Origin of the sequence: Mucilaginibacter paludis DSM 18603 (assembly GCF_000166195.2) — a bacterium.
GTDB lineage: Bacteria > Bacteroidota > Bacteroidia > Sphingobacteriales > Sphingobacteriaceae > Mucilaginibacter > Mucilaginibacter paludis.
The window spans coordinates 8,199,400-8,216,062 of record NZ_CM001403.1 but is presented as its reverse complement, the minus strand read 5'-3'; the positions used below and the strand labels follow the sequence as shown (position 1 = coordinate 8,216,062).

Annotated in this window: 13 protein-coding genes; all 13 read left to right on the top strand. The window is 44.1% G+C overall.

What is annotated here, in order from left to right:
- The first annotated feature begins 57 nt into the window (after positions 1 to 57).
- Positions 58 to 2,442, top strand: coding sequence for a TonB-dependent receptor (locus MUCPA_RS34790; protein ID WP_008513259.1), 2,385 nt, complete (start codon positions 58 to 60; stop codon positions 2,440 to 2,442).
- A 3-nt stretch (positions 2,443 to 2,445) separates the two neighbouring features.
- Positions 2,446 to 3,222: a DJ-1/PfpI family protein gene (locus tag MUCPA_RS34785; protein WP_008513257.1), complete on the top strand. Its 777-nt coding sequence runs from the start codon at positions 2,446 to 2,448 to the stop codon at positions 3,220 to 3,222.
- Positions 3,223 to 3,240: 18 nt separating this feature from the next.
- Positions 3,241 to 5,595 (top strand): TonB-dependent receptor, encoded by a 2,355-nt coding sequence (locus tag MUCPA_RS34780; RefSeq protein WP_008513255.1) that lies wholly within the window; start codon positions 3,241 to 3,243, stop codon positions 5,593 to 5,595.
- Between the two features lie 113 nt (positions 5,596 to 5,708).
- The gene (locus MUCPA_RS34775) at positions 5,709 to 6,563 is read left to right on the top strand and encodes a DJ-1/PfpI family protein (RefSeq protein ID WP_233276824.1); all 855 of its coding nucleotides are present in this window, start codon (positions 5,709 to 5,711) and stop codon (positions 6,561 to 6,563) included.
- Positions 6,564 to 6,612: 49 nt separating this feature from the next.
- Positions 6,613 to 7,026, top strand: coding sequence for a hypothetical protein (locus MUCPA_RS34770; RefSeq protein WP_008513252.1), 414 nt, complete (start codon positions 6,613 to 6,615; stop codon positions 7,024 to 7,026).
- Positions 7,027 to 7,037: 11 nt separating this feature from the next.
- A complete protein-coding gene (locus MUCPA_RS36615) occupies positions 7,038 to 7,808 on the top strand; it encodes an MbnP family protein (RefSeq protein WP_008513250.1) in 771 nt (256 codons plus the stop codon).
- Position 7,809: 1 nt separating this feature from the next.
- Complete coding sequence (locus MUCPA_RS34760) at positions 7,810 to 8,868, top strand: cytochrome-c peroxidase (protein WP_008513248.1); 1,059 nt, start codon at positions 7,810 to 7,812, stop codon at positions 8,866 to 8,868.
- Positions 8,869 to 8,901: 33 nt separating this feature from the next.
- Positions 8,902 to 9,396, top strand: a complete 495-nt coding sequence (locus MUCPA_RS34755; protein WP_008513246.1) for a DUF3347 domain-containing protein — start codon at positions 8,902 to 8,904, stop codon at positions 9,394 to 9,396.
- Positions 9,397 to 9,401: 5 nt separating this feature from the next.
- The gene (locus MUCPA_RS34750) at positions 9,402 to 9,848 is read left to right on the top strand and encodes a hypothetical protein (RefSeq protein ID WP_008513243.1); all 447 of its coding nucleotides are present in this window, start codon (positions 9,402 to 9,404) and stop codon (positions 9,846 to 9,848) included.
- A 107-nt stretch (positions 9,849 to 9,955) separates the two neighbouring features.
- On the top strand, positions 9,956 to 12,262 hold the full coding sequence (locus MUCPA_RS34745; RefSeq protein ID WP_008513242.1) for a TonB-dependent receptor: 2,307 nt from the start codon (positions 9,956 to 9,958) through the stop codon (positions 12,260 to 12,262).
- Between the two features lie 95 nt (positions 12,263 to 12,357).
- Positions 12,358 to 14,613 (top strand): TonB-dependent receptor, encoded by a 2,256-nt coding sequence (locus MUCPA_RS34740; RefSeq protein ID WP_008513241.1) that lies wholly within the window; start codon positions 12,358 to 12,360, stop codon positions 14,611 to 14,613.
- 675 nt (positions 14,614 to 15,288) lie between these two features.
- Positions 15,289 to 15,690, top strand: a complete 402-nt coding sequence (locus tag MUCPA_RS34735; protein ID WP_008513239.1) for a response regulator — start codon at positions 15,289 to 15,291, stop codon at positions 15,688 to 15,690.
- Between the two features lie 111 nt (positions 15,691 to 15,801).
- Positions 15,802 to 16,638, top strand: coding sequence for a universal stress protein (locus tag MUCPA_RS34730; protein WP_008513237.1), 837 nt, complete (start codon positions 15,802 to 15,804; stop codon positions 16,636 to 16,638).
- The last annotated feature ends 25 nt before the right edge of the window (positions 16,639 to 16,663 follow it).

Genomic DNA, 16,663 nt, shown 5'->3' with positions numbered 1-16,663 from the left:
ATTGGTTAAATACCAGCATCATATGCTGTGTGTAAACTCTGCTATTACAGCGATCTGATGAAATTTCTATACATTATCATTCTATTTTTATTTTCTATTCCAGCCCTTGGGCAAACCATTAAAGGTAATATCACTTCTACCGACGGGGAACCCCTAAGCAATATCAGCGTGAAATTGGAGGGAACCGATTTCGGTACACGTACCGCGGACAACGGTGATTTTACGCTCCGAAATATAAAACCGGGCACCTACACCTTAGTGGCTTCCGGCATCGGTTATTCCGCTAGCAAACAAAACCTCATCGTCATTAACGGCAAAAACAATTTCATGACACTCGAACTCGATAAAGCTACACAGCAATTATCTGAAGTAATAATAGGCAGCCGCAGGACCCGCCAGCGGGATAAGGCGAGCAGCATTGCAGCGAGGCTGCCATTAAGCAATATCGAGAACCCTCAGTCGATTAATACCGTCTCTAACCAGGTCATTACTGAGCAGGGAGCTACTGACCTGAACAGTATCATTAAAAACATTCCCGGTGTGGTTAAAGCCTGGTCATCCGTTTCTGCTTATTATACCAGCCGCGGCTTTAATACCCGCAATTATATCCGAAATGGCGTATCAGGCTATTCTACCGCGGATCCGGATATCGTCAATATAGAACAATTGGTGGCTGTCAAGGGGCCATCCGGAACATTGTTCGGCAGCACCTTGGCATCCTTCGGTGGTGTTCTTAACCGCATTACCAAAAAGCCTTTTGATACCACACATGTGGAGATTGCTTATCAGGGAGGCAGCTATGATTTAAACCGTTTTACGGCAGATATCAATACACCGCTTAACAAAGACAAAACCGTTTTATTACGTGTCAACGCCTCACAGCATTACGAAGGTAGTTTCCAGGATGCCGGTTTCTTGCGCAGCACATTTATTGCGCCAAGCATTTTTTATAAAGCCAGCGACCGCCTCAGCTTCTCGCTTGATGCGGAGTTCTACAACCGGGAAGGGACATCCTTACCGCAGATCACGCCGGTAGGCCCTATACAACCTGGATCAACCAAAATATGGGCGAGCAATCCATCCCAGTTACCACTGGACTATAAGCGTTATTATGGCAACAATAGCGTAACGTTAAAAGATCCAGCCCGGAGCTTTTACGGCCAGGTGACCTACAAAATCTCCGACCAGTGGACATCTCAAACAAACCTAACCAGAACAGGCACAGAAAATACCGGCAACTATTTGACTTTTACATTACTGAAAGGCGACAGTGCGCTTGTACGTAATGTATCCAATTACCCGGCCAGTCTAATTACAATCAGCCAGATCCAGCAAAACTTTATCGGCGATTTTAAGCTGGGTAAACTACGTAACCGCCTGGTTGTTGGTTTGGAGTTTTACCAGAACTCATCTGCTTTCGCGTCTAATTCACTTGCCGGCTCTGGTGGCCGCAAAGCGTTTGACACCTTGTTTGTTACCCGTTCTATGCCGAATTACGAACTGATCGGCCCGGCAAATATCGCTAACAAATTAAATGGGCTTGCAGCTATCTATTCTTCATCCAGAGTAAATACTTATGCAGCCTATGCTTCTGATGTAATTAACGTCACTGACCGTTTATCGGCATTGTTAAGTTTAAGGGTTGATCGTTTTAATAACAAAGGTACAACCAATACAACCACCAACGTCACCACAGGCAATTATGACCAGACTGCTTTTGCGCCCAAATTTGGATTGGTTTACCAAGTCGTGAAAGACCACGTATCCCTGTTTGGTAACTATAACAACGGTTTTCAAAACGTAGCGCCTGCTACCCAGCCGGATGGTTCGGTATCGGCGTTTAAACCCCAATATGCCAACCAATTGGAAGGTGGTCTGAAAGCTGAATTGGCTCATGACCTGTTGAGCGCTACGATCAGCTATTACAATATCAAAGTTGAGAATACACTAAGGCCTGATGTTTTACGACCGACGTTTACCGTTCAGGAAGGCACACAGTTTAGCAGAGGGGTAGAAATTGATCTGTTTTCCCGCCCGGTCAATGGCCTGCTCATCAATGCTGGATTATCTTATAATGACAGTAAGCTTACTTCTGCAAACGGAACGGTCAATGGCCTGCGCCCCGTAAATTCCGGCCCGGACAAAACAGTTAACTTTTACACCAGTTACATTCTTCCCTTCACGTCGATGCAGGGTTTGGGCGTCGGTTTTGGCGGCAATTATTATAGCCGTAACCTGATCGTTAACAATACGACCAACGGGCAATTCTACCTGAATAGTTATGCGTTATTCAATGGTGCTATATTTTACAACCGTCCGCGCTACCGCTTTGCTATTAATGCAGATAACCTGGGCGATAAACAATATTACAACGGTGGCTTTGGAACCATCACTCCCGGTATGCTGCGCAGATACATGGCTACCTTAACTCTTATATTCTAAAGCATGATAAAAAGGATCATCTTAATTGTGGTAATCATTGGCATCCACCAGATAGTGAATGCGCAGATGATGGTGAATGCCCGCATGGGGCAGAAAAAATTTGACAAGCCGCTGAATGTTGCGGTCTTTGTTTATAATGGTGTTGGGCTGGGTGATATGAACGGCCCGATTGATGTGTTTACTAAAGCTGGTAATATGACCGGCGGCCAGTATCATGTTTATACAGTAGCCTTAAAGCCGGGAACTGTAACTACGCAGGCTGGCGGGTTAAAATTCATGCCGGATTACACGGCTGATCAGATGCCCCAGCCCGACATTTTGGTTATTCCAGGCGGCTCGGTAGGCTTGGCGGACTCGATGCGTTACAATCAGCCGGTACTAAATTTTATCAAGCAATATGGAGAAAAGGCCCAGGTGTTGATGTCCATTTGCACGGCGGCCTATTTCGTTGGCCAAACCGGCGCATTTGACGGACACAAGGTAACCACGCATTTTTTCCAGGCAGAAGATCTGCAAAAACAGTTTCCCAAGTCAACGGTGATCCAGGATGTTCGTTTCGTGGATGATGGAAAATTGGTGACTGCTTCTGGTGTAACTACCGGTATCGACGCCTCGCTGCACCTGGTTGCCCGCTTTAGTGGTGACCGGATGGAAAAGTTAGTGGAGGGCGCTATACAATATAATATGAAGGAACACGACGAATGGCCCGAAGCAGTGGGCGGGATGAGGTTTGACCGTGGTATGCGTGAACAACTTAAAATGTTAATGCCACATCAATAGTCTTTTAAACTAAACATCATGAAAAAATTTATAAAACTTACAACCCTTTTCATGCTATGCTTTAGCATAACAGTATTCGCTCAATCAGGCAAAATACAGGGTACGGTTACGACCACCAGTGGAGAAGCGATCGTCAAAACAACGGTTAAATTACTCAATACCAATTATGGCGATATTTCAGACAGTCAGGGTAAATATAGCATCAACAATTTAGCAGGTGGAAATTATACCATCAGTGTTTCAGCGGTCGGCTACGCCTCGCAATTGAAAGCCCTTGAATTAAAAAAGGGCCAAGTGCTGATCCTTGATTTCAAGCTGGCCGAAAGTAGCAGCCAATTAAATGAGGTCACCGTATCTTCAGAAAAACGCCAGGAAGCGATCCAGAAAATACCGGCCGCGATTACTTCTTTAGATGCCAAACAGATCAGGGATTACCGTTTATGGGATATTACCAATCTGACGGCCATCGCCCCGAATCTATTTGTGGTGGAACACGGCAATAGTACCAGCTCTAACTTCTTTAATATACGTGGCGTAATGGGCTTTTCTAATGAGCAGGCCGTAGCTACTTACGTCGATGGTGTTTATCAATTCGATTATTTTTCCGCGCCGCCCTTGTTCAATGATGTGCAGAGTATCGAGATATTGCGTGGTCCGCAGGGAACGCTATATGGGCGTAACGCTTATGGAGGTGTGGTTAATATCACGACCAAACAACCCGGTAACACACCTTCCGGCTATGCGGAAATGATTTTTGGTAATTACGGCCAGCAGCGTTATACGGTCAGTCTTTCAGAGCCTATTGTGAAAGATAAGCTGTTTAGCAGCGGCTCTTTTAGCTATAATCACCGTGGCTCGATCTATTATAATGAGTTTACCAAAAGCGGTTTTGACCGCAGGGAGGACTACTCCGGTAACTTTAACTTACGTTACCTCCCTTCAGCGAAATGGTCACTGGCATTAAATGCGAAACTGGAGAATGACAATGACCGGGGCAGTTTTCCCTGGATAACTTCTTATAAAGATGTTTATGCAAAGGCCTACCAGGTAAACACTAATAACACCAATGTAGAACGCCGGAATAATTTCAACACCTCTTTGGCGGCCAATTACTACGGTAAGAATTTCAACTTCACTTCGGTATCTTCCTACATCGACTGGCATGCTTATTACGAGGGAAGAGGCGTTGATTATGATTATAGTCCATTAGACATCATTAGTACTGCGCCTGATCAGCGGCAACATGTTTTTAGCCAGGAGATCCGGTTTAGCTCACCATCGGCAAGCCAAAGCAAGCTTAAATGGGTGGCTGGTGCCTACGGTTTTACGCAAAATACCCATATGAATGCACCTGTTTTTTCCGGGCCGGATGCCGTGCAAAAAGACGGAACCCCCATTCCACCTTCTACCACGACCAGCATCAGCCGCGGAAACAACAAGGGTTATGCTTTTTTCGGGCAGGCTACGTACTCACTTGCCCGCAAACTGGATTTCACCGCCGGTATCCGCTACGACCACGAGACCCGTGACCTTAATCAATATGCTGATTACGAACAGGAACCTAATCCCGTAGTATCTTCGCCAAAACAATTTTACAAGGCGAACTTCCATGCGGTAACGCCAAAATTTGTATTGAGTTACCAATTACAGGAAAACATGCTGCTGTACGGCAGCTATGCACGCGGCTTCCGTGCCGGCGGGTTGAATACCAACGCGACCGATCCGGCACAGGTCCCTTACCAGCCCGAACATTCGGACAACTACGAGATCGGCTGGAAAAACACTTTTTTGGATAATAAGCTAAAACTAAACCTGACGGCATTTTACCTGCAGCAGCATAACCAGCAGATCAGTACCGCCATGGACGGCATCAATGCCCTGATCCTTAACGTGGGCGAGATGCACAACAAAGGCGTAGAACTGGAATTAACAGCCTTGCCTGTAAAAGGCCTGCAGATCGACTGGAACGCGAGTTATTCACATGCCCGTTATACTTCATTGCTGTTATATAGCACGGATGCGAAAGCCGTGGTGAATTACAAAGGCGGCCAACCCATCAATACGCCGCCGGTTACTTCGATGCTGTCAGCGCAGTATACCTATGGCTTTAAGGGAAGCAAACAACAGTTAGCCGCCTTCGTCAGGGGCGAATACCGTTACCTGGACAAATATTATTTCGATTTTGTGAACGGTTTAAGCCAGCCGGCCTATAGCCTGTTCAATGCCAAAGCGGGTATAACCTGCAAGCATTTTGAACTGAATTTCTGGGCTCGGAATATCACGGATAAAAAATACATACCATATGGCTCCTTTAGCACCTTCCTGTTAGGAACCCCAAGGACTTACGGAACAACATTGATCGCTAAATTGTAAAGACAAGGGTAATGAAAAAACTATTTTTCGCTGCACCGATTGTTTTAATAATGGCAGCTTGTACAAACAAACCTAAGGCAAACAAATCAGCCGAGACAAACAGTCACATAGATATGTTACCTGAACCAAAAGTGCAGATCAAAACAGTGGGCATCTTGTTATATGATAACTACGCGGTTTTAGATGCGATGGGACCTTACCATGTGTTAAGCGAACTGATGGGCGCTAAGGTGTTTTTTGTAGGGCGTCACAAAGGCGTGATCACTACCGGTGATGGTATGAAGGTGCAATGTGATACGTCTATCAATGAGGTAAAACAACTGGACATCCTCGTAATTCCCGGAGGATTGAACGAAACTTATAACGCAACAAAGGATACTGCTTTGCTCAACTGGATCAAAGCCATCGATGTACATTCCAAGTACACCACCAGCGTTTGCACAGGTGCCTGGATACTGGCTTCGACCGGCTTGCTAAAAAGCCATGCAGCCACGACCCACTGGTTCGGCAAGCATATCTTGAAAGACCAATTCGGGATTACCGCAGAAGATAAACGTTATGTGCAAAGCGGTAAGTACTGGACAAGTGCGGGCGTTTCCGCGGGTATCGATATGAGCCTGGGTTTGATCAACGACATCATGGGTGAAAAGTACACCCAAACCGTGATGCTTGACCTGGAATACGATCCGCATCCCCCGGTTAAAGGTGGCAGTGAGCATAATACGGATAAAGCGATTGTAGAAAGTGTACGCACCATGTATAACAGTGCTTTAGAACCTTTGGTGCACCCTGAAAGCGTATCCGCAAAAGCTAAAATTGATAATGATATAGACCCAGTTTGCGGAATGGCCCTTACTGGTTATGCTGACACGGTACATTATAAAGGAAAAATAATTGGATTCTGCTCTGCACGTTGCAAAGCCGGTTTTCAGAGAAATCCTACTGCTTACGAACTGCATGTACGCTAACCAAAACTCACGAAATGACTTTAATCGCTAAAAATTAGTACAGCAAAAAATGACAGAGATCGCGACCTCCTCTATATTGGCCTTATCGGCGCTGACACCAGCAGCGATGTTCAGTTACCTGGGTCTGGAGAAGTATGGCGATAAACTGCGCTTTTCCTGGTCTAAGAGTACGCTTGTATTTGATATGCAGGTTCATCAAGCCACTGTGGAGCGGCACGTAAAGCGCCATTTTAAAAACCAATTAAAAGAACAGGTGACCTTAACCATCGGCGGTGAAAAGATGAAAGGATTCATCAGGCAGGACGGCCGCAATCAATTCACCTTTTATATCAATTACAATTCACCGGTTATAAGCGTGCAAAAAGTTGATAATGGCTGGGTAGTGAACAATGACGAAGAAAATGATGTCAGCGAACTCACAACTCATTTTATTATGACTTTAGAAAACAGATTATACAATTAAATCCATTCATTATGAAAAAGAACCTGCTTTTTATAGCCTGCATGATTGCCATAGCAGCAACCGTGTTCGCTAACCCTCCAAAAGGGAAAACTAAGGACGCTAAAAAAGGTAATTTAGCTGTTCATTTTAAAAATGTCGTTGACGGAAGAGAACTGAAGCTAAACGATTCCACTTCGCTTTATAAAAATGCCAACGGTGACGATTTTAAGTTAACCACTTTCAAATATTATATCAGCAACGTTAGCCTTATCGCCAAAAACGGCAATAAGGTGGCCATCCCTGATTCTTATTACCTGGTCAATGCTGCGGATTCTAGTACGCTCAATCAGCAGATCACCAACATACCCGAAGGAAAATATACCGGCATTACTTTTACCATCGGTGTAGACAGCGCGAGGAACTTTGCTGGTGCGCAAACCGGTGTTCTTGATCCTGCAAACGGGATGTTCTGGAGCTGGAACAGCGGGTACATCTTTGTTAAGCTGGAAGGTATATCTCCGAAATCAACCGCTAAAAAAAATCGTCTGACCTTTCATATCGGCGGAGCTAAAGATCCGGGCAATACCATTCGCACCTTTACACAAACTTTCCCAAAAAACCTAAAGATCAGTAATGGCAAATCGCCTGAAATAGAGGTGGCAGCCAATGCCGATGCCTTGTTCCAGGGTAAAACAACTGTTGATTTTGCCAAACTAAATTTTACTATGGGTGGCCCTAATTCTGTTATTGTCGCTGATAACTATGCAGACGGACTTTTTAAGATCACCAAGGTAAAAAACTGATATGAAAGCTAAGGGAATTGTCTTTTTAGTGCTGCTTGGTTTTATCACCATTTGCACTGCGTTCAATTATGGGTTTAAGGGAGTTAATTATAGTATCGTAGCCGATAGCGTTCGCTTCGCCGTGCCTGCCAATTTTCCGAAACCTGTATATGATTTTAAAGACAACCCTGTAACCAGTAATGGCTTTAAGTTGGGCAGGATATTATTTTACGATCCGATCATCTCAAAAGATAAGTCGATTTCCTGCGCAAACTGCCACCAGTCCTTTGCCGCTTTTGCCAACCTCGACCACGCGGTAAGCCACGGTGTAGATGAATGTTTGGGCACACGTAATGCGCCGCCCTTATTTAACCTGGCCTGGCAAAAAGAGTTTATGTGGGATGGCGGTGTGCATCATATTGAAGTTTCTCCCATGAACGCCATGACCAATCCCTGCGAAATGGCAACTGACCTGAATACGATCGTTAGCAGGTTACAGGAAACGAAAGCGTACGCTACTTTATTTAAGGCGGCATTTGGGACAACTGAGATCAATTCACAGCGGACGTTCAGGGCACTGGCACAGTTCACCAGTATGCTCGTTTCGGCTAATTCCAAGTATGATAAGTATATCCGGAAAGAAAAAGGCGGTGACTTTACGGCGGAAGAAACAGCAGGTTATGCCTTATTTAAAAAGAAATGCAGCACCTGTCACCAGGAACCATTATTTACTGACCTGGCTTACCGAAGTAACGGCCTTGACCTGAAGCCGGATGATATTGGCCGGGACAGTATTACGCACCTCGAAACAGACCGGGGTAAATTCCGTGTGCCATCCTTACGCAATGTCGAACTTACCAGCCCTTACATGCACGACGGCAGGTTTGAAACATTGAAAGAAGTATTGGCCCATTATAACTCCGGCGTGAAACCAACCGCCAACCTTGACCCTTTATTACGTCAAAACAATGTATACGGGGTCAAACTTAGCACCATTGAACAAAACCAATTGATCGCCTTTTTGAAAACCTTAACCGACCACGAATTTGTGAATGATAAGCGTTTCCAGGCACCTGAATAAAAAAGAAAAATTAACTATTTAAAAACTACAGACATGAAAACACTAAAAACAACTGCATTATTATTTGCGATGGCATTACTATCGGTTTTAACCGTTAAAGCACAGAGCGCCCAAACAAAGCCCGTCAATACGGTGATCACCAATTACCTGGCATTAAAAGATGCCTTAGTTAGTGGTGATGGTACAGTAGCCGAAAATAAAGCGAAAACTTTGCTGGCATCAATTGGGGAGATCCCCAAAGCAGGGTTAAATGCCGATGAAGCAGCTTTACTGCCTAAATTGGAATATGACAGCAGACATATCAGTGAGGTGAACAAGATCGATCACCAGCGCGAACACTTCGCCAGCCTTTCCAACAACCTGTACACTTTAGTTAAAAAACTGAAGGTAAATAATAACGTGCTTTACCGCCAGTACTGCACCATGACCAAACGTTATTTTCTAAGCGATTCTGATAAAGGGAAAGACCCTTATATGGGAATGAGCAATTGCAGTAAAGTCACCGAAACATTAAAACCTGTAAAATAAATAACATGGAAAAAAATCAAATTGCTTCGATTAGTTTACTGTTGAGCCTGATCATAATGCTGGGTGCCTGTAAACCTAAAACGGATGTAAATGCCTTGCGTAAGGAAGTTCTGAGCCTGCATGACCAGGTAATGGGCGAGGATGGTAAAGCGGAGAGCAACAAAATGGCGCTGGATTCCATGATTAGGGCCATGCCTGCAAAAGCCGAAAATGTTAAACCCTTAAGCGATAGCATAGGAAAACTTAGTGACCGGATGATGGACTGGATGCACAAATTTGATCCGGATCAGAAAGGAAAATCAGAAGGACAGGTTAGCAGCTATCTTAGCGGCCAAAAGAAGCAGTTAAATCAACTTGACAGTACGTACAAGGTCTTGCTAAAAACATCTGGTGATTATTTAAAGAAACAAAATATAAAAACCAGCGACAGCATGCCGGGAATGAAGATGTAAGACTATTAGTGTTCTTCACATCGAAGAGGACGATCCCATCTCTGTCAACATACTTTATTACACACACGTCTGGCGGATCAAACGCCAGACGTATATTTCTAACTTTTATGAAAAGAATTATACTTCTTATATGCGTGATATGTTGTGCGGGTAACGTCTTTGCACAAACTGTTCGCGGCAAAATTTTTGATGCCATTAGCAGGGAACCAATTCCTGGTGCGACAATTACAGACACAACCGGCACTTCAGTCACTTCGGGAAGTGATGGCGGCTTTAAGATCAATACAAAGAATCAGACTTTAAAAGTGAGCTTCATCGGCTACCAGACCCGCCGGATACCGGTAACCGGTACCATGTTGGCTATTGCTTTGCAACCGTCAAAGAATCAATTAAACCAGGTGGTGGTTAGCGCCAATCGTACTGCCGAAAAACGAAGCGAAGCGCCGGTCGCAATTTCCACCATATCCGGGAAAGTCATGCAGGATACCAAGGCACAGCGTTTGGATTACCTGTTGAATAAGGTGAGTGGCGTAAACATGGCCAGCTTAGGTAACGAATATAATCAGATCGCTATCCGCCAGCCAGTTGGTCCCAATAACCGGTTCCTGTTCCTGGAAGATGGCTTGCCAATCCGCACTTTCGGTGTGTTTGATCATAACGGCCTGCTTGAAATGAATGCGACCGCCGCTAAAGAGATCGAGGTGATCAAAGGCCCGTCATCGGCCTTGTATGGCGCGGAAGCCATTGGCGGTGCGGTAAATGTTATTACGCTTGCTCCCCCTGTCTATACCTCAGGTTATGCCAGTGTGCAGTCAAGCAATCGAGGCTACCGCCGTGTTGACGGGCAGGTCGGCTCTACTTCGGGAAAAGTGGGTTTTTTGCTAAGCGGTTATTATGCTAATCAAAAAGATGGCCCGATCCAGTACAGTGATTTTCATAAAACGGCGATCACCGCCAGGCTGGATTACCATATCGACAGCGCCACCACCTGGACGAACAGCGCTACCTATACCAATTTCTTCAGTGATATGTATGGTAACCTGGATAGCGCGCATTTTGCCCAGCATAATTATTTGACGAACACGCTGTTTACTTACCGGAAATCTAACGCGTTTCGCCTACGCTCGACCATCAGTCATAAATGGAGTGAGAACGGTTCGACTAACGCGACGTTTCTTTACCGCGATAATTCGGTGACACAAAATCCGTCTTATGCTATTTCAACTTACCGGACAGGCGGCAAAGCCACAAATCCAGTATCGCCCGACACGGCAGGCGGCAACATCAATACCAATGCGTTTAAGTCCTACGGCTTATACCTGCAGCATGTGCAGCGCTTTAAATTTCTGGATAGTAAATTGATCATCGGTACCAGCGGCGAGGTTAGTCCACAGTCGTTTTACCAGGATTTTATCTGGGTGAAGAAGCAGACTCAAAATGGCATCACCAATTATGTGAGTTTTACGAATCCCAACCCGGAGATCGTGATGGCCAATTACAAAACGGTAATCAGCAATTTCGGCTCGTATGGAAGCTATGATTTTAAAATTGCCGAGGGCTTACGCGTATCGGCGGCATTGCGCTATGATGCTTTCCAATATGCTTTTGTGAACGCCTTACCGGGATCACCGGTGACCGGTGGCCCATCGCAGATCGTGAATTATGGCAAGGTCGCGCCGAAGATTGGCTTTACCTATAACCATAACGGCATCGGTTTTTACGGCACCTACAGCGAGGGTTATGTGCCACCGCAATTAACGGATGTATTCGGCATAGCCAGCAACAATGCTTACCTGTTGCCGCAGACTTTTAAAAATTACGAACTCGGCGGCTGGCTATCCCTGCTGCAAAACAAGCTTTACATTGATTACAGCTTTTACCTGATGAACGGCACCAATGAGATCATTACCGTTCAGCAAGCCAACAATACCTATGCTTCGCAAAATGCCGGTGCTACCCGTCACAAAGGTGTGGAGTACGGTTTGACTTATCGCCCGACCGATGACCTTTACTTGCGATTGAGTGGCACCAATGCGCTGCATACCTTCGTAAATTACGTAGAAAGCGGTATTAATTACAGCGGCTACGAAATGCAGACCGCGCCGCATTTTATTGGTAACGCAGAGGTGATGTACAAGCCACATTATATTAAGGGTTTCCGCATCGGTCTGGAAGAGCAGAAGGTCGGCAAATACTACCTCGATAACTTGCAGCGATACACCTACGGGGGTTATAGCGTGACCAATATTCGCACCGGTTACCTATGGGGTCCGGCAGAGATCTGGATAAACGCCCTGAATGTGTTTAATAAATATTACGCGACCAAGGGTGCCAAGTCAGCTTATGGTTATAGCTACAGCTTAGGTGATCCAAGGGCTTTCACCCTGGGATTAGCTTATCATTTTGGCCGATAACACATCAACAAATGAGCTTCCCTCATTCAGCTTTTAATTAACTTCGCAGCTTGAGGGCATCCTTTTAATCTTTGGATGCCCTTCGTTTATTTTATATGAAGAGACTTTTACTTACAGTGTTGCTTATTATCCTTGTTCGTGCTGCATTTGCTCAGCAAAATTCGTTATCTGGTCGAATAATAGATAGTGCAACGAATGTTGCAGTAAATAACGTGACGGTGACTTTAGACAATGGCCAGGCAGATGTTACGGACGAAGCCGGTAAGTTTTTCTTTAAGAAAGCAAGCGGCAAAAAGTTTACCATATCTGCGGTAGGTTACCGTAAAGAAGTAGTCAATTTATCTTCATTTGTTAACGGGCAAACCACCCGGATAGCGGAGCAGCAAACCCGTTTGCAGGACGTTGTAATTACTGGTAACAATCGGAACCCCTATAAAGCGATTAGCGAAACACATATTAAATTGCGTGGCGTTTCCAATTCTCAGGAAGTATTGCGTATTGTACCCGGATTATTTATCGGGCAGCACCAGGGCGGCGGTAAAGCCGAACAAATCTTTTTGCGAGGCTTTGATAATGACCACGGAACGGATATTAATATGAGTGTTGACGGAATGCCGATCAATATGGTTTCCCAGGCGCACGGGCAAGGCTACGCGGACAGCCATTTTATCATTCCGGAAACCATCGAGAGCACTACTTATCAAAAGGGTATGTATAATGCGGAAAAAGGTGACCTCGCCGTCACAGGCTTCGTGAACTTTAACACAGCAAATGCGATCAGCTCGAATATGCTTAAAGTGGAAGCCGGGCAGTTCAATACTTACAGAGTAATGGGAATGGTCAACATTTTGGGTGAGAAGGCCAAAGTAAACAACCAATCCTGGTATGCAGCTTCTGAATATCGTTACAGCGACAGCTATTTCGATAACCCCCAGCACTTTAAACGTTTTAACTTCTTCACCAAATACCACGGTAAGCTGAATGATAAAAACTGGTTGACGCTAACAGCATCCACTTTATACAGCAAGTGGAAAGCTTCCGGCCAAATACCCGAAAGCGCCGTTAATGATGGAACAGTTGGCTTTTATGGTGCCATTGACCCGAACGAAGGCGGCATTACTTCCCGTAGTAATGTCAATGCGCAACTGTTAACCACACTACCGAACAACGATATCATTAAAAATCAGCTTTATTATTCCCGCTATAAATTTGACCTGCATACCAACTTTACTTTTTACCTGGTAGATACCGTCAATGGTGATGAGATCAGGCAGCGGGAAGCCCGTAACCTTTATGGTTACAACGGCAGCTTTCTGCATGAAGGATATATCGGCGATACAAAGGTCACTACAGAAGCAGGTATCAACGCCCGGCTTGATATGACAACAAATTCAGAATTGTCGAATACGGTAAATAACTTCACTGTCATCAATCCTTTCAAGTTGGGCGATATTACGGAATTGGGGACAGGTGCTTTTGTTAATGAAACATTCCAATTCAGTTCTAAATTTAGTTTGAACGCTGGATTACGATTTGATCAGTTTCACTACAAATACAATAACAAATTAGCCAGCGACAGCACCCTGAACGGTGTCGGTGTCTATACAGCCAACAACAACATCATTAGCCCGAAATTGAACTTTTATTACCAAGCTACAGAAAAAACACAGTTATACTTATTCTTAGGCAAAGGTTTCCACTCCAATGATACCCGCGTGGTGGTTGCTGAAAAAGGATTGCAAACCTTGCCTGCTGCTTATGGCGCTGACCTGGGAACAGTATTCAAACCTGCTAAGAATTTGTTGTTTAACGCCGCTTTATGGTACAGCTATCTGCAAAAAGAATATGTTTATGCAGGTGACGGTGGTACGGTTGATTTCAGCGGACGTACACAGCGCTTGGGTTTCGACTTCTCAGGACGTTATCAGCCTATTACTTCTCTGTACTTTGATGCAGATGTAAACTACGCGCATGGCCGTTCTTTGGATGATCCTAAAAGCGAGAATTATATTCCTCTGGCACCGGTATGGAGCAGTACAGGCGGTATCACTTACATTTTTAAAGATGGTTTTAACGGAAGTCTGCGTTACCGCTGGTTGGGTGACCGTGCTGCCAACGAAGATTATTCTTTAAGAGCGGAAGGCTACTTCATAAACGATCTGGTATTAAATTACACTAAAAAGAAGTATGAGTTAGGATTAACCATTAACAATCTTTTTAACGTGAAGTGGAAGGAAACACAGTTTGAAACGGAAACCCGATTACGTAATCAATCTGCTGTTAACGGGATTGCTTTTACGCCGGGAACTAAGCTTGCTGCAATGCTTCACTTAAGTTACTTTTTCAGGTAGCGTTAAACTGCCGGAATAGTTTTTTTATAATTCAACATCTTTCAATTACTCAACTTACGATAGAGGAGAGGGAGAGTTCTGTGCCTAAGTTCTTAGGTGCTTATTATCAGTGATTTAAATTTAAAAAAGTTTCTTACTCTACGAATGACGCAAATAGCAAATTTACTCTAATTGTTAAGTTGGATAAACCAATTTCGTTGACCACTCTCCGCCAATATAATTTCTTATTGTAAAAACTTGAAGGCTAATGGCAAATGTGGTCATTTGAAAATCGGCAACAGGGGGCAATCATGTGTGGTTTATACAATCTCGCGCAGCATTTAATTAAGTATATGGGGCAAATTCCAAGTCACCTGGAAATTTAACTTTTCTAACTTGCTTTGAAGGTTTTAAAATGTTCTCTGCCGTAGCCCTCATACGTTATCAACTATCAAGCTGTTAGTTTGATGTAAATCAATGCGCATGATCTGCGATCCTGAGATATCCGCATCAGTTGAGAATAGTCAGCGTTTGCGAAGCACTTGGAGGCTCAATGACCGGAAGATGCTTTTCTGGTCATTCGTCAATTAAATAATTGATTTAAAACAATTGAAACTCAATTTTGTAGTCCATTTAGTCCTTCCTAGAATACTCCTTTAGTCTAATATTTCACCAGTTTAAATACACCTGCAAGCTATGAAGCAAAATATACTTGTCATTGAAGACAATGACGACATCAGAGACGGCACTGCAGAGTTATTGACTTTGGCAGGATTTGACGTCACAACGGCAAATTGTGGGCAACAGGCGATCCTTCAAATCCAATCGAATATTCCCAGGCTGATCATCTGTGATATCGTCATGCCAGGAATGGATGGCTTTGAGATACTGGCTTATTTAAGGAAGAGGAGCCGAACCAGATTTATCCCATTTATTTTCTCAACAGCAAAATCAGAGCCTGTTGACGTTTACAAAGCCCGGAAATTAGGCGTTGCCAATTACCTTATTAAACCGTTCGATGACAAGGAGCTAATGAATTGTATAAACATAACTTTAAACGGTGCTTTTGTTGTTTTTATATCTCTTTTCGCACTGTAGTCGATAAGTTTTAACCATCTTAAATGACCAGGATCATTTATTGGCTTGTTGCCTATCATTGCCGAAAACAAGAATTTCTTTCGTCTTCGGTTAAGTTTCTTTAGCGATAATATGAAAAAAATAAGCGTAGTTTTTGATGGTTTGAAGTTTGCAAACAACACGCTTACTTACGGGATTAAACTGGGCGAAAATAGCAATGCGCTACTATCAGGTGTCTTCTTAGAGTCCTTTCTTTACAACAGCTATACCCTCGCTGATCTGGTAGGAACGCAGGGGCTGTCTCAGGTTAAAATGAAACACCTTTTGGAGAAGGATGAAAAAATGAGAGTAAAATCGGTTGAAGCTTTTGAGCAGGCTTGTAAAAAAGCAGAGATTAACTACTCCGTTCATCATCATCCAAGCTTCGCTATACCCGAAGTACTTAGAGAAAGTATCTACAGTGATCTGCTGCTGATTAGCGCGGATGAAACATTCAGCCATGTTGCGGACCAGCAGCCTACACAATTTATCCGGGAGTTATTGGCAGGTATACAGTGCCCGGTATTAATTTTACCCAAAGAGTACCGCGATGTAGAAAAGGTAGTGCTTTTATACGATGGAAAACCGGCATCGGTATATGCGATAAAGATGTTCAATTATATGATGCCCTGGTTACGTAGTAAACCTACCGAGGTGGTATCCGTTGCCGATGAAAAAGAGTACATGGAATTCCCCCGCGAAACCGTGGTAAAAGAATTTATTGCCTGCCATTATCCAGATGCTGATTATACAATGTTAAATGGCGACCCGGAAAATGAAGTGGTCACCTATCTTGAAAAAAGCGGTAAAAACTGCCTGATCGTATTAGGTGCTTATCATCGAAACGCCGTTTCGCGCTGGTTTAAATCAAGCATGGCCGATAGATTGATGAAGGATATTCATATGCCTTTATTCATTGCGCATCATTAATCAATGCTGTATTAAGACAGCTTAA

Excerpts from the sequence above, each read along its gene's own strand:
- MUCPA_RS34735 (WP_008513239.1), top strand. The coding sequence starts at position 15,289 with ATGAAGCAAAATATACTTGTCATTGAAGACAATGACGACATCAGAGAC.
- MUCPA_RS34750 (WP_008513243.1), top strand. The coding sequence starts at position 9,402 with ATGGAAAAAAATCAAATTGCTTCGATTAGTTTACTGTTGAGCCTGATC.
- MUCPA_RS36615 (WP_008513250.1), top strand. The coding sequence starts at position 7,038 with ATGAAAAAGAACCTGCTTTTTATAGCCTGCATGATTGCCATAGCAGCA.
- MUCPA_RS34740 (WP_008513241.1), top strand. The coding sequence starts at position 12,358 with ATGAAGAGACTTTTACTTACAGTGTTGCTTATTATCCTTGTTCGTGCT.
- MUCPA_RS34730 (WP_008513237.1), top strand. The coding sequence starts at position 15,802 with ATGAAAAAAATAAGCGTAGTTTTTGATGGTTTGAAGTTTGCAAACAAC.
- MUCPA_RS34780 (WP_008513255.1), top strand. The coding sequence starts at position 3,241 with ATGAAAAAATTTATAAAACTTACAACCCTTTTCATGCTATGCTTTAGC.
- MUCPA_RS34760 (WP_008513248.1), top strand. The coding sequence starts at position 7,810 with ATGAAAGCTAAGGGAATTGTCTTTTTAGTGCTGCTTGGTTTTATCACC.
- MUCPA_RS34745 (WP_008513242.1), top strand. The coding sequence starts at position 9,956 with ATGAAAAGAATTATACTTCTTATATGCGTGATATGTTGTGCGGGTAAC.
- MUCPA_RS34775 (WP_233276824.1), top strand. The coding sequence starts at position 5,709 with ATGTTACCTGAACCAAAAGTGCAGATCAAAACAGTGGGCATCTTGTTA.
- MUCPA_RS34785 (WP_008513257.1), top strand. The coding sequence starts at position 2,446 with ATGATAAAAAGGATCATCTTAATTGTGGTAATCATTGGCATCCACCAG.
- MUCPA_RS34770 (WP_008513252.1), top strand. The coding sequence starts at position 6,613 with ATGACAGAGATCGCGACCTCCTCTATATTGGCCTTATCGGCGCTGACA.
- MUCPA_RS34755 (WP_008513246.1), top strand. The coding sequence starts at position 8,902 with ATGAAAACACTAAAAACAACTGCATTATTATTTGCGATGGCATTACTA.
- MUCPA_RS34790 (WP_008513259.1), top strand. The coding sequence starts at position 58 with ATGAAATTTCTATACATTATCATTCTATTTTTATTTTCTATTCCAGCC.